1 protein-coding gene is annotated in these 1133 nt (G+C 64.9%); it reads right to left on the bottom strand.

Going from position 1 to position 1133, the window contains the following annotated elements:
• Positions 1–216: 216 nt before the first annotated feature.
• Positions 217–1122: a LysR substrate-binding domain-containing protein gene (locus tag EOA27_RS37470; RefSeq protein ID WP_127258838.1), complete on the bottom strand. Its 906-nt coding sequence runs from the start codon at positions 1120–1122 to the stop codon at positions 217–219.
• Positions 1123–1133: the final 11 nt, after the last annotated feature.

Raw genomic sequence — 1133 nt, 5'->3', positions numbered from 1 at the left:
TCGGGGCGCCGCGATCCGCCCGGCTGGTCACGCGCCGCGATCGGAATCCGCGCCGATATCCCTTTGGACGATCTCGGTTGTCACGGCCATCGTCTCGGCGGTGACGGCAACGATCATGGTCCTGCTGCTTCGCTAGAGCAATTCCAGGAAAAGTGTGAACGGTTTTCCGCCCGAAGGAGATGGGCATTTCACCGTTTTCGTGAAACGGTGAATGCCCTAGACGTCATCCTGAAGGAAAGCTTCGAGCTTTTCCCGAGCAAGCCCCGCCTGTTCGGCGATGCGCCCGGCCAGATCTGCCGCCGCCGCGCGCGGCCGGCCGACCGGACGGTCCATCCAATAGGACACTGGATTGAGCGCAACGCGCTCATCGACGGCAACGATACGGCCGGACCGGAGCTGGTCCGCGGTCAGCGGCGGCCGCGCCAGCGCAATGCCCAGCCCATGCGCCGCCGCGTCCAGAACCAGATTGTAATCCTCGAAACGCCGGTCCTGCGGACGGGGGCGGTAATCGATGTCTTGCGCGGCGAGCCATGCACGCCATCCGGATGCATCGGAATCGTTGATCAGCGGGTACTTCAGCAGCCGCGCAGGGTCGCCCCGTCCGATCTCCTTGGCGAGCTCCGGCGAGGCGATGGGGAAAATCTGCTCCTCGAAAAGCTGCACCGAGACGCGGCCCGGGATGCGGCCGCGCCCGCAGCGCACCGAAAGGTCGATGCCTTCGTCGGCAAGGTCGGCCTGGCGATTGTCGACATCGAGCACGATGCGCAACTTGGTCGGATGGTTTTCCAATGCGGCCATGCGCGGCATCAGCCATAATCCGCTCACCGAGGGGATCGAGGCCAGCCGCACCACGGCCGTGCCGCGCGGCTCGACCCAGCGGTCGGAATTGACCGAAATCAGCGCGAAGGCCTCTGTGGTGCGAAGATGCAGGCGATTGCCCTCGATGGTCAGCGACACGCCGCGCGCATTGCGCTCGAACACTTTCAAGCCGAGCCAGTCCTCGAGCTTGGCAATCTGGCGACTCACCGCGCCATGGGTGAGGTTGAGTTTTTCGGCCGCCGCGGAAAAACTCCCCGTGCGCGCCGCGGCATCGAAGGCGCGCAAGGTTTCCAACGGCAGTATCTGATCCGAGC

It is taken from the genome of Mesorhizobium sp. M2A.F.Ca.ET.037.01.1.1 (genome assembly GCF_003998075.1).
Lineage (GTDB): Bacteria > Pseudomonadota > Alphaproteobacteria > Rhizobiales > Rhizobiaceae > Mesorhizobium.
The sequence above is the reverse complement of the archived record's forward strand: the minus strand, read 5'-3'. Positions and strand labels throughout refer to the sequence as shown.